Annotated in this window: 18 protein-coding genes; 1 reads left to right on the top strand and 17 read right to left on the bottom strand. The window is 44.5% G+C overall.

The window, feature by feature from the left end:
- Positions 1 to 278: 278 nt before the first annotated feature.
- Positions 279 to 1,025: a TrmH family RNA methyltransferase gene (locus ABD734_RS06680; RefSeq protein ID WP_344702714.1), complete on the bottom strand. Its 747-nt coding sequence runs from the start codon at positions 1,023 to 1,025 to the stop codon at positions 279 to 281.
- Complete coding sequence (locus tag ABD734_RS06675) at positions 1,019 to 2,092, bottom strand: M42 family metallopeptidase (protein WP_344702713.1); 1,074 nt, start codon at positions 2,090 to 2,092, stop codon at positions 1,019 to 1,021. The genes ABD734_RS06680 and ABD734_RS06675 overlap by 7 nt, the downstream gene beginning before the upstream one ends.
- A gap of 155 nt (positions 2,093 to 2,247) precedes the next feature.
- Between ABD734_RS06675 and ABD734_RS06670 the strand changes: the two genes are divergently transcribed.
- Positions 2,248 to 2,523: a hypothetical protein gene (locus ABD734_RS06670; protein WP_344702710.1), complete on the top strand. Its 276-nt coding sequence runs from the start codon at positions 2,248 to 2,250 to the stop codon at positions 2,521 to 2,523.
- A gap of 52 nt (positions 2,524 to 2,575) precedes the next feature.
- Here the strand turns inward: ABD734_RS06670 and rplT are convergent, their stop codons facing one another.
- From rplT to ABD734_RS06595, 15 genes are all read right to left on the bottom strand, one after another.
- Positions 2,576 to 2,935 (bottom strand): 50S ribosomal protein L20, encoded by a 360-nt coding sequence (rplT, locus tag ABD734_RS06665; RefSeq protein ID WP_344702706.1) that lies wholly within the window; start codon positions 2,933 to 2,935, stop codon positions 2,576 to 2,578.
- Between the two features lie 25 nt (positions 2,936 to 2,960).
- Positions 2,961 to 3,161: a 50S ribosomal protein L35 gene (rpmI, locus tag ABD734_RS06660; protein WP_344702704.1), complete on the bottom strand. Its 201-nt coding sequence runs from the start codon at positions 3,159 to 3,161 to the stop codon at positions 2,961 to 2,963.
- A gap of 19 nt (positions 3,162 to 3,180) precedes the next feature.
- A complete protein-coding gene (gene infC, locus ABD734_RS06655; protein ID WP_344702701.1) occupies positions 3,181 to 3,711 on the bottom strand; it encodes a translation initiation factor IF-3 in 531 nt (176 codons plus the stop codon).
- Between the two features lie 222 nt (positions 3,712 to 3,933).
- On the bottom strand, positions 3,934 to 5,862 hold the full coding sequence (gene thrS, locus ABD734_RS06650) for a threonine--tRNA ligase (RefSeq protein WP_344702699.1): 1,929 nt from the start codon (positions 5,860 to 5,862) through the stop codon (positions 3,934 to 3,936).
- Positions 5,863 to 6,167: 305 nt separating this feature from the next.
- Complete coding sequence (gene dnaI / locus ABD734_RS06645) at positions 6,168 to 7,097, bottom strand: primosomal protein DnaI (RefSeq protein ID WP_344702697.1); 930 nt, start codon at positions 7,095 to 7,097, stop codon at positions 6,168 to 6,170.
- Between the two features lie 5 nt (positions 7,098 to 7,102).
- Positions 7,103 to 8,434, bottom strand: a complete 1,332-nt coding sequence (locus tag ABD734_RS06640) for a replication initiation and membrane attachment family protein (RefSeq protein WP_344702693.1) — start codon at positions 8,432 to 8,434, stop codon at positions 7,103 to 7,105.
- Positions 8,421 to 8,894 carry a transcriptional regulator NrdR gene (nrdR, locus tag ABD734_RS06635; RefSeq protein WP_344702691.1) on the bottom strand — a complete coding sequence of 158 codons (474 nt, stop codon included), beginning with the start codon at positions 8,892 to 8,894 and terminating at the stop codon, positions 8,421 to 8,423. Before nrdR ends, ABD734_RS06640 begins: the two co-directional genes overlap by 14 nt.
- 88 nt (positions 8,895 to 8,982) lie before the next feature.
- Positions 8,983 to 9,987 (bottom strand): glyceraldehyde-3-phosphate dehydrogenase, encoded by a 1,005-nt coding sequence (locus tag ABD734_RS06630; RefSeq protein ID WP_344702689.1) that lies wholly within the window; start codon positions 9,985 to 9,987, stop codon positions 8,983 to 8,985.
- A gap of 85 nt (positions 9,988 to 10,072) precedes the next feature.
- Positions 10,073 to 10,663 carry a dephospho-CoA kinase gene (gene coaE / locus ABD734_RS06625; protein ID WP_344702686.1) on the bottom strand — a complete coding sequence of 197 codons (591 nt, stop codon included), beginning with the start codon at positions 10,661 to 10,663 and terminating at the stop codon, positions 10,073 to 10,075.
- A gap of 4 nt (positions 10,664 to 10,667) precedes the next feature.
- Positions 10,668 to 11,537, bottom strand: a complete 870-nt coding sequence (gene mutM, locus ABD734_RS06620; RefSeq protein ID WP_344702684.1) for a bifunctional DNA-formamidopyrimidine glycosylase/DNA-(apurinic or apyrimidinic site) lyase — start codon at positions 11,535 to 11,537, stop codon at positions 10,668 to 10,670.
- 8 nt (positions 11,538 to 11,545) lie between these two features.
- Positions 11,546 to 14,146, bottom strand: a complete 2,601-nt coding sequence (gene polA, locus ABD734_RS06615) for a DNA polymerase I (protein ID WP_344702682.1) — start codon at positions 14,144 to 14,146, stop codon at positions 11,546 to 11,548.
- A 115-nt stretch (positions 14,147 to 14,261) separates the two neighbouring features.
- A complete protein-coding gene (locus tag ABD734_RS06610) occupies positions 14,262 to 15,839 on the bottom strand; it encodes an AbgT family transporter (RefSeq protein WP_344702680.1) in 1,578 nt (525 codons plus the stop codon).
- 91 nt (positions 15,840 to 15,930) lie between these two features.
- Positions 15,931 to 16,863, bottom strand: coding sequence for a malate dehydrogenase (gene mdh / locus ABD734_RS06605; RefSeq protein ID WP_344702678.1), 933 nt, complete (start codon positions 16,861 to 16,863; stop codon positions 15,931 to 15,933).
- A gap of 28 nt (positions 16,864 to 16,891) precedes the next feature.
- Positions 16,892 to 18,157 (bottom strand): NADP-dependent isocitrate dehydrogenase, encoded by a 1,266-nt coding sequence (gene icd / locus ABD734_RS06600; protein WP_344702676.1) that lies wholly within the window; start codon positions 18,155 to 18,157, stop codon positions 16,892 to 16,894.
- A 40-nt stretch (positions 18,158 to 18,197) separates the two neighbouring features.
- The gene (locus tag ABD734_RS06595) at positions 18,198 to 19,313 is read right to left on the bottom strand and encodes a citrate synthase (RefSeq protein ID WP_344702674.1); all 1,116 of its coding nucleotides are present in this window, start codon (positions 19,311 to 19,313) and stop codon (positions 18,198 to 18,200) included.
- Positions 19,314 to 19,456: the final 143 nt, after the last annotated feature.

Below are 19,456 nucleotides of genomic sequence, written 5' to 3'. Positions count from 1 at the left end.
TTTCACTCCTAAAATATAATAAAAACCCCGCCCTTCATCAAAGGACGGAGTTTCCGCGGTACCACCTGATTTTCTGCATGACAATACAGACGCTTATGGAAAGATAAGGGATTGACCCATTGCTCCATCTGCCAGGTGAACCCTGATCTCATCCGTACGCAGCATTCCAGTCCATGTGCTGCGCTCCCTGTTTCGGAATTATAGATCATTTATGTCCGGCTTCATCTGAAGCATCGTATTCATCTTATAAAATCATTATAAATCAAACTACCGAAAAATCAAGCTTTGAAATGATGCATAATAATGCTTCCGGCAACCGCCACGTTCAGACTTTCACTATCGCCAGGCATGTCTATCTTCAGTTTCTGATCGACCAATGAAAGTACTTCTTCTGAAACGCCACGCCCTTCATTACCAAGCACCACCATAACGGACTCCTTGGGTGAACGAGTATCATCGAGCAGTACTGCGCCATCGATGGCAGTTCCCATCACAATACCCTGAAACGCATTAACTGCGGCTGTAGGTTCTACTGTTTCGAGACGGATGTGAAAGAGGCTGCCTTGCGTACTCCTTAACACCTTATCGCTGAATGGATCCACCGTATCATGAGACAAAATGATGTGCTTGAATCCAAATGCATCCGCCGAACGGATCAACGTCCCCAAGTTGCCGGGGTCTTGTACACCATCAAGGAGCAGCGTATTGTCCTCCCCCACTTCAGGAGCCACATAGGACACAGCCGCCATGACTCCTGGCGGCGTATCAAGGGTGGATAAGGTTTTCATCACAGCCCGGCTGACGGTGAGCATCTCAATGTCCTCAGGTATCGGCAGAGCAAAATCGCATCCCTCCAAGAGTATCACAGTATGGAGTCTCTGGTGATATCTGACGGCTTCTTCAACCAGATGCTCCCCTTCTATCAGAAAGCGCTCTTCCTTTTTGCGGTATTTTTTCATCTGTAGTTTCTTGAGGTCTTTGATGCGCTTATTATCTTTTGAGCCGATGAATGTTGGTACTACCAAATGATTTCCTCCACAGCATCATCATTTAGCGACCGGACGATTTCCGTCACGAGGCGGACCGCGTTATTATAGTCATTCCTGTTCAGAATCGAAACATTCGAATGCATGTAGCGGAGCGGTACACCGATGGAGATTGACGGCACGCCTTCGTTGGATACATGGAATGCGCCTGAATCTGTGCCCCCGCCAGTGATCGCCGACCACTGAACTGGTATATCTTTTTCTTTGGCCAATTTCTCTACGTGGCGCCTGAAACCGACATGACCGATATTCGAACCGTCAAGTAGCAGAACAAGCGGACCATCACCCATCTTTCCGGTGCCGTCCTTTTCACTCATACCTGGCGTATCCCAGGAAATGCCGACATCGACTGCAATCGCAAGATCCGGCTTCACTTTGTTCGCTGCCACTTTGGCACCGCGCAGACCGACTTCTTCCTGTACCGTGGCTCCGCTGACAACATTGATGTCCAGATCCTCATCCTTCAATGACTCCAGCACTTCAATGGCTACGCCACAGCCGAACCGGTTATCCCATGCTTTTGCCAACAGATAATCCTTGTTGGCCATTTCTGTGAATTCACAATGAGGTGTAATCATGTCACCGACTTTGACCCCTGCCGATTCTGCTTCTTCTTTTGAAGCGACACCGATGTCTATAAACATCTCTTTCATATCGACAGGTTTCTTTCTTGCTTCTGGAGATAATACATGAGGTGGTTTGGAACCGATGACCCCTGTCAGCACTCCCGTTTCAGTCACTACATTCATCCTTTGGGAAAGCATGACCTGGTTCCACCAGCCACCGATCGGTGTGAATTTGATGAAGCCATTATCATCTATCTGCGTTACCATGAAGCCGATTTCGTCAAGATGCCCACCAATAAGCAGTGTGCGCGCACCATTTTTGGCATTTCGTTTGCCGAACAGCCCTCCAAGGTTATCTTGGATCAGCTCGTCACTGACTGGTTCCAAATATTTTTTCATGACATTTTTAACATCATATTCAAAACCGGAGATGCCATTTGCATCCGTTAGACTTTTCATCATTTCAAGTTGTTTATCCATAATCGGTCATCAATCTCCTTATAATTAATTGGTCGATTTCATTCTATCATAAATTATTTCACTTTTCGTAATATAAAACTTATTAATACACATTTAGCCTTTTAATTGTTATCATCAATAGGAGAAGCGTAAAGCTTGTAGAAGGAGGCGTTATAGTGATCGATATAAAACTATCCAGAATTGAACGTACAGGAAAAGAGTTGGATGTCTTGAAGAAGACATATGAAAGTGAAGAAGAAGCCATTGAAATCTATAATAAACTCACTGATGAATATGCAGAACAGACTTTGCCGTTCTTCGATGAGGATGAACCCCTCATCCGCTTGGACATCATGCCGCAGTCTGATGGAGATCAAGGGAATAAGGAACAGAAGGAATGCTATTTCGAGTACTCGGATGATCTGATGGATACACTCTATAAGAGAATATAGGCAGCATATGTAAAATGGCCGCTCCTGTTAGGAGCGGCCATTTTTTTAAGCATTATTTATTCAAAGCGTTTTTAGCTTGTGTAACGATTTCGCCGAATGCTTTTTCATCTGAAATTGCAATTTCGGAAAGCATTTTACGGTTGATGTCGATACCTGCTGTTTTAAGTCCGTTCATCAGACGGCTATAGCTCAATCCATGCTGACGTGCAGCTGCATTGATACGTGTAATCCACAATTTGCGGAAATCACGTTTAGTCTGACGGCGGTCGCGGTACGCATACTGGCCGGATTTTATTACCTGCTGTTTCGCTGTTCTATAAAGTGTGCTTTTCGCACCGAAATATCCTTTTGCCTGCTTCAGTACTTTTTTACGTCTTTTACGGGACGTTAAACCATTCTTGACACGTGCCATGTGTGATCCTCCTTAATTCGATTGATTATTTTATATATGAAAGTAGCTTTTTGATGCGTTTTTGGTCTGCTTTAGCAACTAGCGTCGCTTTTCTCAAGTGACGTTTCTGCTTTGTAGTCTTGTTGGCGAACAGGTGTGATGTGAACGCACGATGACGTTTGAATTTACCTGTTCCAGTACGCTTGACGCGTTTAGCATAACCTTTGTGAGTTTTCATTTTCGGCATGAGACTAACCTCCGGATTATTATTTTTTGTCAGTGATCGGTGCGACCACCAAGAACATTGAACGGCCTTCCATCTTAGGTCTTTGTTCAATTGTAGCAACTTCAGACAATTCATCTGCAAAGCGCTGGAGCACTTTACGGCCGATATCTTTGTGCGTGATTGCACGGCCGCGGAAGCGGATGGAAACTTTGACTTTGTCTTCCTTCGAGAGGAATTTCTTAGCCTGTTTCAATTTAGTGTTGAAATCATGGTCCTCGATTGTTGGAGAAAGCCTGATTTCTTTAACATTGATCACTTTTTGCTTTTTACGCGCTTCTTTTTCTTTAATCTGCTGCTCATACTTGAATTTACCGTAATCCATGATGCGTGCAACAGGCGGTTTGGCATTAGGCGCGACCAATACTAAATCAAGTTCTACGCGCTCAGCCATCTCTTGTGCTTCGCGGGTGGGTTTTACCCCAAGCTGTGAACCATCTTGTCCGATGAGACGAACTTCTCTGGCGCGAATCTTGTCATTGATTAATGTTTGATCTTTTGCTATCTTTGACACCTCCATATAGTTTGAAGACGAACAAAAAGGGCGGGCACATATATGCGCCCGCCAACCAGTAATGAGAAATTCTGGAATGGTAATATGCCAATCCGTCGTTATCTCACTGCGTGACCCGGTCACTACCTCATAGGTGTTTGCGGGTGAGAAGCGGGAGCTTCTTCTTGTCCGTTCTTATCAACTCTTATAATTCTACAGTCTTTCCCAGACTTTGTCAAGCAGTTATTTTTTCAGCCTGATTTCATCAACAAGTTCCCAGATGAAGTCTTCCCTATCATAAGTGTTCTGGTCCTTCTCGCCGTACTTTCTGACGTTCACCTGGTTCTCTTCAATTTCCTTATCCCCTATTACCACCTGATAAGGCACCTTCCTCATCTGGGCTTCTCTGATTTTATACCCAAGCTTTTCATTCCTATCATCGATGCTGACTCGCATGCCGTGGCTCTTCATTTCATCTTTGAGTGCACGGGCGTAGTCATAGTGCAGATCAAGGTTGACCGGAATGATTTCCACTTGCTGCGGGGCGAGCCAGAGTGGGAATGCACCTTTATATTCTTCGGTCAGGAACGCAACGAAGCGTTCCATGGTAGAAACTACTCCGCGGTGTATCACTACAGGGCGATGCAGTTCGCCATCGCTGCCCGTATAGGTCAATTCGAACCGTTCCGGCAGCAGGAAGTCCAACTGCACTGTTGATAGGGTTTCTTCTTTGCCAAGGGCAGTTTGTACTTGAACATCAAGCTTCGGCCCGTAGAAGGCAGCTTCCCCATCAGCCTCAGTGTACTCGAGTTCCATTTCATCTACTGCCTCTTTTAGCATCAGTTCCGCCTTATTCCACATTTCATCGTCATCGAAATACTTCTCAGTATCTTCAGGGTCGCGATAGCTCAGGCGGAATGAATAGTTCTCGAAGCCAAAATCGTCATAGACATCAATTATCAGTTGGACGACACGTTTAAACTCTTCTTTTATCTGATCCGGCCTGACGAACACATGGGCATCATTCAATGTCATTCCCCTGACGCGTTGAAGTCCGCTCACAGCACCACTTGCTTCGTATCTGTGCATCGTACCGAGTTCTGCAATCCGTATCGGCAGTTCCCTGTATGAGTGCTTGCTCGACTTGTAGATCATCATGTGGTGCGGACAGTTCATCGGGCGCAGCACCAACTCTTCCCCATTCATATCCATCGTCGGGAACATGTCATCCTGATAGTGTTCCCAGTGGCCACTTGTTTTATACAGGTCGACATTCGCCAGTACAGGTGTATAGACATGGTCATAACCTAAAGCAACTTCCTTATCGACGATGTACCGTTCGATTTCGCGTCTGATTGTTGCACCGTTAGGCAGCCATAATGGCAAGCCTGCACCCACCAACTGGTTGTTTTGGAATAATTCCAGGTCCTTACCAATTTTTCTGTGGTCACGTTCCTTACGTTCTTCCAATAGGTTCAAGTAGGATTTCAAATCTTTCTTATCAAAGAATGCAGTGCCGTATATGCGCTGCAGCATCTTGTTATTGCTGTCTCCCCGCCAATAAGCACCGGCTGTAGATAGGAGTTTGAAGGTCTTTATTTTTGATGTGGACGGAACATGTACACCGCGGCACAGGTCTGTAAACTCACCTTGCGAATAGACTGTTACAGTCTCATCCTCAGGAATCGCCTCGATGAGCTCCTGCTTATAGGGATCATCCCTGAATAATTCCTGCGCTTCATCCCTTGTGAGTTCCTTACGCTCTATTTCCACATTCTCATCTACAATGCGCTGCATTTCTTTCTCTATTTTTTCAAAGTCATCCGAGGAAATATTCTCGTCAGTATCAAAGTCATAATAGAAGCCCTCTTCAATTACAGGCCCAACACCGAATTTCACATCGCCGTAAAGGCGTTTCAGTGCTTGCGCCATAAGATGGGCTGTAGAGTGGCGTAAGACTTCAAGTCCTTCTTCGTCCTTATTGGTAATAAGCTGCAAATCAGCATCTCCATTAATCGGTCTTCGCAAATCATACATTTCCCCATTCACTTTTGCGGCAACGGCCGCTTTTTTCAAGCCTGGGCTTATGGATTGTGCAATTTCTTCCGGAGTCACACCCGACTGTAAATTTTGGACATTGCCATCTGGAAATTTTATTTCTATCTGCGTCATGTTTTCCATCCTTTCATCATCATAGTCTCACCAGAAAAAAATCGCCCCTCTACTAATAGAGGGACGATTGACACCGCGGTACCACCCTGATTCACGAGATATAACCCGCCTTCAGCCGGAGATAACGGTCCGCGCCGTCCGGGTTTTGGCCCGGCATATATCAAGGGAGTATCTCAGTCGTTTCATTATGCATGTTCCAGCACTTCATGCACTCTCTTTGAATGAATACGAAAAAGCATTGTCCTTGGCGTTTACTGATGGAATTATATATTGATTATACTGAAGGCCGATTCAATTATCAAGCCTCAACCGTTTCTGTAGTTTCTGCCTTCAAGCTGGACTTCTTCACATAATGAGCGCAACCGCTCCGTCATCCTTCGGGCTTTAGTCTCCTCCACACCGTTTTCCTTCGTCCGGCTATAACGATACTCCAGTTCTTCTATCGAATAGTTTGAACTGATGAACGTCGGTAGGCCTTCGACCATACGGTAGTGGAGCAGGCTTGTAATGACTTCATCCCTCACCCAAGGGGTCACATCTTCGGCCCCCAAATCATCAAGCATCAGCACTTGCGCCGTTTTCAGTGTCTTAAATTTGATATCCGTCGTCCCATCTTTGAAACCTGATTTGAGATCCCGGATGATTTCAGGTACATAGGCGATTATCGAAGAGACCGACTGTTCCTTCAATTCATTGGCGATGCACCCTAGCATATAGGATTTGCCGATGCCGAAACTACCATGTATATAAAGCCCTTTTGTCTTTTCCCCATCGATTATCTTTTTGCTTGCTGAAATTGCCTTTTTGATGATTTCCTGCCTGTTGGAGTCCCCATCCAGAAAAACCGTATCAAATGTCGCATTTTTGACATCTTTAGGTACATGATAGGATTCAATCATCTTCTCCTTTTCCCGGAAGCGGTCTTCTTTGATTTTTGTAGGACAAGGGGAATAGATTACATGTATCCGCCCGTCCCTTACATCTATCGAAGGTACATAACCTTGTGGATGGTTCACACACCCACTCAGCGAGCCACATTTCTCACAGGCTAAAGATTGTTCGGAGTAGCGTTTCAATTGAAGCAGATCATTTTTAATCATAGAACGCGTAATCTCATGCTCGCTGTTTTCGATCAGTTCTATAATGCGCGGATGCTTGATGAGCGATTCATAAAGGCGCTCATTATTCTCCTGCAGTTTCTTTGAGTTTTTTAAAAATTGGTTTATGGGTTCCATTAAAATCACCTAGATTTTCTGAATTCATCTATCATTCTTTGTAGCTCGGGATCATCTTTTGCTGTCTTTTGGGCAGGTGTTGTCTTTTTCTCACTGCCTTTTTTCGCATCATTTTTCTGTTTAGCGGATGGCTTATCCATCCATGCAGGTTTCTTTTCACCTTGGCGTTCTTTGCGTCCGCCTTTTTTCGAGTTGCGTTGCTTTCTGTATTCCATTATCGATTCATAAGCTTCCTTAGCCGAACGTATCCCCTTCTCCTCCCAGTCCCTTGCAATTTTCATTGTATACGGATAGTTCAGGTCTCCACCCTTCTGCTGATAAACATACTCAAGAAGTAGGTTTATGACACCGCCTGGAAGGCTTGTACGGGCAATGATGTCGGTGACAAGCTTCACGTCATTGTCGCTTGGCCGCTGGCCGCGTATATCATTCAGCCGGTCTAAGGGGTTAATGGATTCGAGCTGCTCTATATATGATTCCTTACCAGTGTTATCTTCAGCCGTCTGTTTCGCCGGACCATCAAATTTGGGGACTTTACCCTTGTTTTCTTTCTGATAGTATTTCCTCGCTTCATACTTCAACTGTTCTTTATCTATTCCTGCATATTGTGTTGTAGATGGCAATAGTATTTGTTTTATATCATAGGCATTAAAATTAAAAAGGATACTCAATTTAACGATAAGCATGCGTATTTCCTTAGTGAAGAAAGCACGGTCGATGCGTGTCCCTTTCAGATGTGTAAAAAGTACATCAAAGTCAAAGTCCTCAAGATCGACCTGCGGCCCTGCAGATTCGTTTTCCTTCCTGAAGGTTTCAGTGGGTACTTCGAAACCTTCACCACTCCCTGTGTGGAACACTTCGGTGAACTTACGCGTTACTTCGGTGAAGTTTTCCGGCATGGGCGGATATTGGAGTCGACCCTTCTTTTTATTGAAAGCCACAGAACCCACTTGGCCATAGAGATAGAGGCTAAGCATCGGATCTTTGAAGAAGGCATCTGGTGTGAGCGGCAACAACAGCTCGTATATGAAACGATCTTCATGGGCGTTATTGGACACGAACGTGCGGATAAGTCCAATCGCTTCAAGCTTCTCGAGTATACTTGAGAAGCCTGAGAGCGGCATGTTCAATTCATCCATTACTTCTCTGTGGAGTCTTGTTTCAAGTTTGCTGTAATGGTTTGAAGATTCCTGGAGGTAGATATATGAAATGGTCGCTTCCTGTCCAATCAGGGGGAGATACAGTTCATTGATGATGTTCAGATGGGACTTTTCGAACGATGATGGCATATAAACGATGAACTCGGTATTTGGTTTTAGTCTTTCATTGAAGTTCATTATCGTCACTGCCTTTAGCCAGATGCTTCAAGGTCTCCATGAGCTGGTCGATGTCCTTGAACTCCTTATAGACCGAAGCGAACCTTACATATGCCACTTGATCCAAGGTGATCAGCGCTTTCATGACATGTTCTCCGATATCATTGCTCGAAACTTCCGATTTATTCAAATTCCTGAGATCCGACTCTATCTGGGCTGCTGTCTTCTCCAACGTCTCATAAGAGATTGGACGCTTTTCGCATGCACGGAGCAATCCATCCATCAGTTTCTCCCGGCTGAAAACTTCCCTGTTTCCATCCTTTTTAACTACGACCAGCGGTGATAATTCCATACGTTCAAACGTCGTGAACCTAAAACCGCACTCTTCGCATTCCCTACGTCGGCGTATCGCAGACAGTTCATCGGTATGTCTGGAATCGACCACTCTCGAACTTGTATGATGACAATTCGGGCATTTCACTATGACCACCTCTTCCTACCCAGTTTGGTATACCATTATAATACATTGAACATAAAAAAAGAAGAAACTCCCGTTTCTTCTTTTCTTTCTATAGATTTTCCGCAATTTTTTCAGCAAATTCCACCACTCGGGTCGAATAACCCCATTCATTGTCATACCATGCCAGGACTTTAACTTTATTGTCGTCCATGACCATCGTCAACGACCCATCTATAATTGAACTTCTGCTGTCAGTGTTGAAATCACTGGACACAAGTGGCTCATAAGTGACACCCATGATACCGGCTAGCGCACCATCAGCGAATTTCTCGAATGTTTCATTGAGTGAGTCTTTCGTCACAGGTTTTTTAAGATCAACCACAAGATCGACAAGTGATACGTTCGATACAGGCACTCTCAATGCCAAGCCATGGAGTTTGCCATTCAATTGGGGGAGAACCTCACCCAAAGCTTTTGCTGCGCCAGTCGAAGTCGGTATGATGTTGTCTGCACAAGAACGTGCCCGTCTAAGGTCTTTATGCGGGTTATCGATGTTCTTTTGATCGTTTGTGTAGGCATGGACAGTCGTCATCAGACCATTTTCGATGCCATACTCCTCATCCAGCACTTTGGCGACCGGCGCCAGGCAGTTTGTCGTACAAGATGCATTGGAAAATACATCATATTTATCTATATCGAATTCTTCATCATTTACACCAAGAACCACTGTTTTTACATCTCCGCCTTTGGCCGGTGCAGTCAGCAATACTTTCTTGGCCCCTGCTTTAACATGGGCTGCTGCTTTGTCACCATGGTTGAAGGCGCCTGTCGCTTCGATGACAATATCCACACCCAAGTCTCCCCATGGCAGCTTTTCTGGATTTCTTTCTGTCGTGATCAGAATTTCTTTGCCATCCATGACCAGCTTGTCTCCATTGCCTTCTATCTGCTTTTCGAATTTCCCGTGTGTGGTGTCGTAGTTGAGGAGATGAGCCAGTGTTTCAGCAGGATAGCTGGCGTTCACCGCTACGAGCTCCAATTCATCTGAAGCGGCAACGATGCGAAATACCATCCTTCCAATTCTTCCCAAACCATTGATTGCTACTTTTTTCATGACGATTGCCCCTTTATGCTATACTTTTCACTGATTAGTATAACATATTGAAAGCGTGTTTAAAGGTGTATTCTGCATAAAATGTTCACTTTTCAATCTTGTCTAGAAAGCTTTGAATCTGGCCCCTCAATTCCTGAATAGAGCCACTATTCTGAAACACAACGTCACTTCTATCGCGCTTATCTGACAGCGGCATTTGACTTCTTATTCTCGACAACGCCTCTTCTTCTGTAAAGCCGTCTCTGTCCATCAACCGCTTTTTCTGCGTTTCTTCATCGACATAGACTGTTGCAGTCAAGTCGCATTGTTCATCCAGTCCATTTTCGAATAACAGCGGGATATCCAAAAATACATGACTCTCCAGGCTCAACCGTTCTTTATCCTCATTCATCATGCGTCTCACTTCAGGATGGACCAGACCATTCAATATTTGCCGTTCTTCTGGATCATTGAAAATGATTGCACCCAACTTCCTTCTGTCTATTTCCCCGTCCGACCTTGCAATGTCCTCCCCGAAGTGGTCGAGTATCCCTTTATAGGCAGGGCCATTTTGTGCAGTCGCTTTTTTGGCATAAATATCCGCATCAAGTACCGGATAGCCTTTTGATTGAATATATTCTGAAGCGGTCGACTTGCCGCTGGCAATGCCTCCGGTCAGACCGATAATGTAGTTCATTGGATCACCTCTGACAATTTGTACAATAAAATGTATTTCTTCCTGCTATAGTCTTTGTTTTGAGGGGCGCTTCACAGTCCGGGCATACCTTCTTCTGGTAGACTTTAAACCGGTCCTGCATGCTGCCCCTCTCCCCGGATATCCCTCTATAATCCGAAATTGTGGAACCACCTCGGCTCAATGACAGCTCAAACACTTCAACAATCGCCTGGTGCAGCTTCGTTAACCGTTCAACTGAAATATTCCCCGCCTTCCGCACAGGGGAGATCCCTGACATGAACAATGCTTCTGAAGCATAGATGTTGCCGACACCTGGTATGATCGTGCTATCCATTATCAACGCTTTGATCGCTTTATTGCTTCTGCTGGGATCTTTGATTTTTTCAATGAATTCAGCAAGACTATCCGGATGCGTATACTCTAGGGCCATCCTTTTAAAGGGAGGAAAGTCATTTATCCTTTTAATGGTCGACATTTCCCCAAAACGTCTGATATCACTGTAGACAAGGGACTGCCCATCTGACAGCGGCATGGACACTTGCCAATGCCTACGGTAGTTCAAGTCTTTGATCTGTTCTATCGAGTCGGCCACAAAGAAAGCACCCGACATGCCGAGGTGGGAAATCAGATGGAAGACGTCCCCATCTTTTTCCATGATGAAGTATAGATATTTCCCGCGTCTTCCCACCTTTTTAATACGGCCTCCATCGATTTTCTTTTTAAATGATTCAAGATCTTCTTTTATTATGGTTCTTCGGCCAACCTCATGTCCTTTATATATATGGTCAGAAAAAGACATGGCACCGATTCCCTTCTCTTCTACCGTTCGTTCTAGAGAACGCTTAACCAATTCCACTTCTGGTAATTCAGGCATTCTACCACCTACTTCACTTGATACCAATCACTGCCATAACCATAATCCACATTGAGCGGTACACTGAGTTCAATCGCATTCTCCATAATGCGCCGAATAATTGAGATGAAATCTTCCACTTCATCTTTTGGAACATCGAAAATCAGTTCATCGTGGATTTGAAGCAGCAGTTTTGCATCATATTTTTTCGCTTCTTCAGATCTGTCATATTCTACCATTGCCAATTTTATTATATCGGCTGCTGTACCCTGGATTGGGGAGTTCATTGCAGTGCGTTCTGCAAAGCTTCGTGCATTGAAGTTCTTGCTATGGATATCAGGTATATATCTTCTGCGATTGAGCATTGTCTTCACATAACCATCACGTTTGGCATCTTGTATGATCGACTTCATGAACGCCTTGACCTGCGGGAATGAATTCAGGTAATTATCAATGAAGGTTTTGGCTTCTTTACGGGTGATGCCAAGGTTTTGACTCAATCCATAGTCACTTATGCCATAGACGATGCCAAAATTCACCGCTTTCGCATTTCGCCTCATGTTCTGCGTAACATCCTCTTTATCGACTTTAAATACTTCCATCGCAGTTTTGGTGTGGATATCGGTATCACTTGTAAAGGCATTGATCATCGTTTCATCTTGAGTAATGTGTGCAAGCACCCTCAGTTCAATCTGTGAATAATCAAGAGCCAACAGAACATGATTTTCATCTTTTGGAACGAAAGCTTTACGGATCTTACGTCCTTCGTCTATCCTTATCGGGATATTTTGAAGGTTCGGTTCAACTGACGACAACCTGCCTGTTTGGGCCAGTGTCTGATTGAATCGAGTGTGGATCTTCGAGTCTTCTTTAATTTCTCCCTGGAGTCCAATCACGTATGTGGATTGGAGTTTGGCCAAGGTACGGTAATGCAGTAGATGCTCAATGATTTCATGTTTATCCTGCAGCTGTTCCAGAACGTCTACTGCAGTGGAATAGCCCGTTTTAGTTTTTTTGATGACAGGTAGATTCAGTTTTTCAAACAGAATATGCCCCAACTGTTTAGGCGAATTGATATTGAACGACTCTCCGGCCATCTCATATATGGTACTTTCGATTTCATCCAGCCGCTTCTGTATGTCCTTCTCCATTTCCTCAAGGCGAGAAGCATCTACTTTGATGCCCCTATATTCCATATCAGCAAGGACCTTAGCCAATGGTATTTCAAGTGTTGCCCAGAGTTCATGCATCTCATCTCTTCTCAAATATTCCTCCATCGGTTCTCTGACCTTATGGATGGCCATCACCTTGCTATTAAGAAACTTTTCATGTTCTGCACCGGTCGGGGTTACAGCTTTCTTCCCTTTGCCGTAATGATAGTCATCGCTGTCTATATTGATCGCGAAGTCAGCAGCAGTTTCCGCAACATCAATAATCTTCTTGGAAGGATCCAGGAGAAAACTGCCGAGCATGATGTCGGAATCAAACCCTTTGAAATGAATGTCCAAATGCCTAAGCAGCCCCATTTGCCGCTTGATGTCATATACATTAATGGAATTCCTGGATGTCAGGAAATCTTCAATTGATGACGATTCCAGTTCATTAAGCGGCTTTATGAATGTATGTGTTCCATCTGTTGCAGCAAGATACACAGGCGCATTGACAAGATAATTTTCTGCCCTTACTTCCAGATGGAATGAAACATCACCGCTCAACTCTTCTAGCGAATCCACTAGTTCATCTTCGAATTCGACTTTGTCTTCTGTTTCAGCTGCATCCATATTTTTTAGCAGGGATTCGAATTCCAACTCTTTGAACAGTTCATATTTATCTTCTTCCCGGTCCTGTTCAAACTTCAGGCTGCCAATATCGAAATCGATAGGAACCTCTTTATAGATCGTTGCCAGATCCTTACTCATTAGAGCATCTTCCCGATATTCCGTTAAGTTTTCTTTAAGCTTCTTGCCTTTCACTTCATCAAGATGCTCAAGTACACCTTCCACACTATGGTGTTCTTTAAGCAACTTGAGTGCGGTCTTTTCGCCAATTCCAGGAACCCCAGGTATATTGTCCGACTTGTCGCCCATCAAGCCTTTAAGGTCGATGATCTGCTCTGGCTTGAGACCATATAGTTCTTCGATGAAGGCCGGGGTATAGCGGTCTATGTCGGATATCCCCTTTTTAGTGTAGTAGATTGTTGTGTGGTCACTGGCAAGCTGTGTAAGGTCACGGTCCCCTGTAATGATGATTGTCTCCAGACCTTCCTTATCGGCTTTAGTGCTTAAGGTACCAATGATGTCGTCAGCTTCATATTCATCAAGTTCGTAACGTTTGATGCCATAGACATCAATCAATCTCCTGATGGGTGCCAGCTGTTCACCCAACTCGGGAGGCGTCTTCTGCCTTCCTCCTTTATATTCTTCATATTGTTTATGCCTGAAAGTAGATTTGCCGGCGTCAAAGGCTACCAGAAAATGGGTAGGCTTTTCATCCGTAATGATTTTTTCAAGCAGTCTTGCATAACCAAATATCGCATTCGTATGCAGGCCGCTCTGGTTACTGAGGAGCGGCAGACCATAGAACGCCCTGAAGGCAACACTATTGCCATCTATCAGAATCAACTTATCCATTCCATTACCCCTCTCTTCCAATGGTCTTATTAAACCATTGCTTCATTAAGAATTATACATTCCAATCCAAACTTAATCCATGAAAAAAGGTACAGCTCATGCTGTACCTTTATTTTTACGGTGTATATTCAATTGGTGCGTTTGGTCCAAGCGGCAATCCGAGAAGCATCCAAACGATCAGCATCAGTGCCCAAGTAACAAAGAAGAAGATGGAATAAGGCAACATGACAGAAATCAATGTCCCGATTCCCACGTTTTTGTTATATTGCTGCGCAAAGGCAATGATGATCGCAAAGTATGTCATCAAAGGTGTGATGATGTTTGTCGATGAATCCGCAACACGGTACGCCATAGTCGTCAACTCCGGTGAATATCCAAGCTGCATCATGATCGGTACGAATATCGGAGCCATCATCGCCCATTTTGCACTCGCACTACCTATGAACAGGTTGACGATTGCTGTGACGAGCATGAAACCTACGATCAATGGAATCCCGGTCAATTTGAGGGTTTCCAGCAACTCAGCTCCATACACACCTATAACAAGACCCATATTGGATTCTGCGAAATAAGAGACGAACTGGCCGGCAGTAAATGCCAACACGATGAACATGCCCATCGATGCCATCGTTTCAGTCATCTGATTCGCTACGTCCTTATCGCTCTTGATTGAGCGTGTGATCAAGCCATAGACAAGCCCCGGTATAAAGAAGAGGATCGCGATGATCGGTACAAGTCCGTCACTCATAAATGGCGATTGGACGATTGTATCCATATAGGATCCGACTGCATCATCTCCACGCATCGGTGAATTTGGCAGTACGACAAGAAGCAATGCAAGCAACGCGCCTACTATCATCGAAATGATTGCCCATGCCAATCCTTTTTTCTCGATTGGTTTTAGTGGATTCATTTCGTCCGTATCAGTAACGGCAGTTGAATCCTCATCTTCAGCATTGTAAGTCCCCAAGCGAGGTTCTACAATCTTGTCTGAAACAAACCAGCCTACAAGAGTCAACAAGAAAACACTTGCCGCAATGAAGAAGTAGTTCATTGCAACATTCATGCCATCGGCGTACTGCGGGTCGATGACGGAAGCTGCCTGAATAGAAAGTTCAGCCAGCATTGCGTCTGTACCACTCAGAAGCAGGTTGGCCGAGAATCCAGCGGAAACCCCGGCAAAAGCAGTCGCAAGACCAGCTAGTGGATGCCTTCCGAGGGCAAGGTACAACACTGCACCAAGCGGCGGCAACACTACATATCCTGCATCAGATGCAAGTGAAGACATGATACCTGCAAAGACAAGGCCTGCTGTGATCAGGGTCTTAGGTATGGACAATACAAATCCACGTAAAGCTGCGCTTATCAGACCTGAACGTTCAGCAACACCAATACCAAGCATCGTTATGAGAACGACCCCAAGCGGCGCAAAGTTGATGAAGTTATCAGTCATGCTGGAGAATATGTAACTTATCCCTTCACCATCCAGCAGGTTATTGATGGTAACGGTTTCTTGATTCTCTCCTGGATGTTCCACTGAAATTTCAAACGCCGATAAGATTGCAGATGCAACGAGCGTAAGAAGTGCGAGTATCGCAAACAGGGTGACGGGATGAGGGAGTTTGTTACCGAGCCATTCTACAAAATCAAGAAATTTCTGAAAAAAACCTTTATTCTTTTTGCCATTTTCCATTCCCAAAATTTCCTCCCAAAATACACTAAACTGAAAAGGTCCCCTAGTCAGGTGATCTTTTCAGTTTAATGCCATTACAGAATCATAAATCTCATTTCAACAATTTCATTACATTCACAACTGAGTCCCTGGACTTATCCAGTTGTTTCTTTTCATCTTCTGATAAATCCAGCTCGATGATCTTCTCTACACCATTTGTTCCTATCACTGCCGGTACACCAAGATAGATGTCACTGTAGCCGTATTCTCCGTCCAGATACACAATGGATGGAAGCACACGCTTTTTATCATGGAGGATGGCTTCAGCCATTTCCACTAAAGAGGCGGCAGGGGCATAATAGGCAGAACCATTGCCCAACAAGTTTACAATTTCAGCTCCGCCTTTTCTTGTACGTTCGATGATTTCGTCTATCTTGGTTTTGTCCATAAGACTTTCCAGTGGCACACCTCCAACCGAAGAATAACGAATCAAAGGTACCATGTCGTCTCCATGTCCCCCAAGAACAAAACCGCGTACATCATTGACGGAAAGATTCAGTTCTTCAGCTATGAACGTCCGGAAACGGGCAGTATCGAGTACTCCCGACTGACCGATAACCCGGTTTTTTGGAAAACCGGACTCTTTATAAACTGCATACGTCATAGCATCTACAGGATTTGTCAGCACAATTATTGTACAGTCCGGTGAATGCTCGACTATTTCCCGTGTCACTGCTTTCATGACTTTTTGGTTAGTCTTGATGAGATCGTCCCGGCTCATCCCTGGCTTCCGTGCAATACCTGCTGTAATAATGACGATGTCGGAATCTTTAGTATCTGCATAATCACTTGTACCGGTGATATTTACATCGACTCCAAGAACTGGTGTCGCTTCCTGCATATCAAGTGCCTTGCCGCGTGTCGGATCTTCCGCTTGCGGAATATCGACGAGAACCACATCTGCAAGCGCTTTAGAGGCTGCGATAAAGGCAGTCGTAGCGCCGGTGAACCCGGCGCCTATGACTGATATTTTTTTCCTGTTCATGCTATTCCCCCTTAAAAGGTGGCTTCAACTACATATTTTTGACAAGTTCGTCTGCAAACTCGGAACATTTAACTTCCTTGGCACCATCCATCAGGCGGGCGAAGTCATAAGTCACGACTTTAGATGCAATCGTCTTCTCGACAGCTTTTGTTACAAGGTCTGCCGCTTCCTGCCAACCTATATGTTCAAGCATAAGAACGCCTGAGAGGATGACGGATGATGGGTTGACTTTGTCCAAGCCGGCATACTTAGGTGCTGTTCCGTGTGTTGCTTCGAAGATTGCATGACCTGTTTCATAGTTGATGTTCGCACCAGGAGCGATACCGATTCCACCAACTTGTGCTGCCAATGCATCAGAGATATAGTCTCCGTTTAGGTTCATTGTCGCTACAACACCGAAATCTTTTGGACGAAGAAGGATCTGCTGCAGGAAGATGTCGGCGATTGCATCTTTGATGATGATTTTGCCTTCTGCTTCCGCCTCTGATTGTGCTTTGTCGGCTGCTTCTCTTCCTTCTTCCTCAACGATCTTGTCGTAAGCATTCCATGTGAACACCTTATCCCCGAACTCACGCTCAGCAAGTGCATAGCCCCAAGCTTTAAATGCACCTTCTGTGAACTTCATGATATTCCCTTTATGGACAAGAGTTACAGAAGGTCTATTGTTTTCAATCGCATAGTTGATGGCAGAACGCACCAATCTCTCAGTACCTTCTTTGGATACTGGCTTGATTCCGATTCCTGAAGTTTCTGGGAAGCGGATGTTTTTAGCGCCCATCTCATCTTGAAGGAAGTCGATTACCTTCTTCGCTTCATCAGTGCCTTCCTGGAATTCGATTCCTGCATAGATATCCTCTGTGTTTTCGCGGAAGATGACCATGTCCGTCTCTTCAGGACGCTTCAATGGAGATGGAACACCTTCAAAATACCTTACTGGTCTGAGGCATGTAAACAGATCCAGTTCTTGTCTCAGTGCAACGTTCAATGAACGGATACCGCCACCGATTGGTGTCGTGAGAGGGCCTTTGATTGCGAGTAGGTATTCATTGATTGTATCCAAAGTCTCCTGTGGCAGCCATTCGCCGGTCTTGTCATACGCTTTTTGACCTGCCAACACTTCTTTCCATTCAATCGCTTTTTTACCGTCATATGCTTTTTCAACTGCTGCATCGAGTACTTTGTTAGCAGCTTTCCAAATATCCGGTCCGATGCCGTCCCCTTCTATAAATGGGATGATTGGCTTATCAGGTACGTTCAGAATTCCGTTGTTTGTTGTGATTTTTTGACTCGACATAAATAAAATTCCTCCTGGTTAATAATTTCGAAAATTTGTTTTAGCGCTTCTCGATTGCTTCATATTTCTTGCCGGTTTGTCCAACATATTCAGCTCTTGGTCTGATCAGACGGTTGTCTTCGTACTGTTCCAGAATATGTGCAATCCATCCGGACACGCGGCTGACAGCAAAGATTGGCGTGAATAAATCATGGTCAATCCCCATCGCATGATAGACCGAGGCGCTGAAGAAGTCAACGTTTGGCAGAAGCCCCTTTTCACGTTCTACAACTTCTGCGATCTTTATGGATTTTTCGTAGAGTTCAGGCTCTCCGATTTCTTCAGTCAACTGTCTGGACATTTCTTTCAAATATTTTGCACGTGGGTCGCCGTCTTTATAGACACGGTGTCCCATTCCCATGATTTTCTCTTTATTTTCGAATTTCTCTTTCAAGTAGTCTTCTACAGATTCAGGAGACTCGATTTCACCAAGCATCTTCATTACGCGTTCATTCGCTCCACCATGAAGTGGTCCTTTGAGTGCGCCAGCTGCAGCTGTCACGCCGGAATACATATCTGAAAGGGTCGCGACGCATACGCGTGCCGTAAATGTTGATGCATTCAGTTCGTGGTCTGCATGAAGCACAAGGGCTTTATTCATTGCTTCGACTTCTGTACTGTTAGGCTCTTCGCCTTTCATCATATACAGAAGATTTGCAGCGTAATTAAGTCCTTTTTTAGGTTTGACGACTTCTTTGCCACTTCTTATCCTTGAGAATGCTGCAACGAGTGAAGCCACTTTAGCTTGGATACGGATGGCTTTTTCCTGATTCGCTTCATCACTCATGTCTTCAGCATTCTCGTCGAAGTGAGAAAGATATGACAATGCTGTACGCAGACCTGCCATTGGATGGATCTTATCCGCTGCGTATTCCTCGAAATGGGTGTAGATTCTAGGATTAAGCGTCATATGATCAAATAATTTCGCCTGGAAATCATCAAGCTCAGTCTGGTTCGGCAATCTGTCGTTCCATAATAGGAATACGACTTCTTCAAATAGTGCATTTTCTGCAAGGTCATCGATTTCATAACCGCAATAAGTGAGCTGCGAACCAATGATTGAACTGATGCGTGATTCGGTTGCAACTATACCTTCTAAACCTTTTTTCTCAGACATATATCGATTCTCCTTCTAGTTAATTCTTAGTATAGCCAGTCGGCCTTATTGCCATTATATCAAATTAAAGAACTTTGTGAATAATACAGTATCATTTATTCCTTTGTGAAATTAATACCATTAACCTTCTAGAGGACGCTTAT

The organism is Salinicoccus jeotgali (assembly GCF_039538805.1).
Lineage (GTDB): Bacteria > Bacillota > Bacilli > Staphylococcales > Salinicoccaceae > Salinicoccus > Salinicoccus jeotgali.
The sequence above is the reverse complement of the archived record's forward strand: the minus strand, read 5'-3'. Positions and strand labels throughout refer to the sequence as shown.